This is a genomic window from Rhizobium sp. SVR5-9E (assembly GCF_056755095.1).
This window is the reverse complement of the sequence record NZ_JBNDHS010000387.1, coordinates 1-275: the sequence shown is the minus strand read 5'-3', so window position 1 is coordinate 275 and position 275 is coordinate 1. Positions and strand designations below refer to the sequence as shown.

1 protein-coding gene is annotated in these 275 nt (G+C 41.5%); it reads right to left on the bottom strand.

The window, feature by feature from the left end:
• Positions 1-249: hypothetical protein (locus tag ACPYOJ_RS35295; RefSeq protein ID WP_481420378.1), on the bottom strand; the 249-nt coding region annotated here is incomplete at its 3' end.
• Positions 250-275 lie beyond the last annotated feature (26 nt).

Here is a 275-nt window from a genome sequence, read left to right as displayed (position 1 = left end):
ACCCTGGATCAATTCTATGAACTTCAACGGAACACCTGTATAATCTGTATAATTGGACGCTCCTGATGCATTTTCCATTGCAGCTTTACCGTTTGGCTCTACCTTAACTTTAGAAATATATCCTGATGTAGATGCAGCAGCAGACATATTACAATATATTACAGTAGGAGTTGTAAAGAAGTATGGCAGTGTATAAGTACCCGGCGTACCGCTACATACGTTGGCAACCTGTAGCTCATACTGCGTCAATTCCAACAATCCTGTCAGTGTGATGG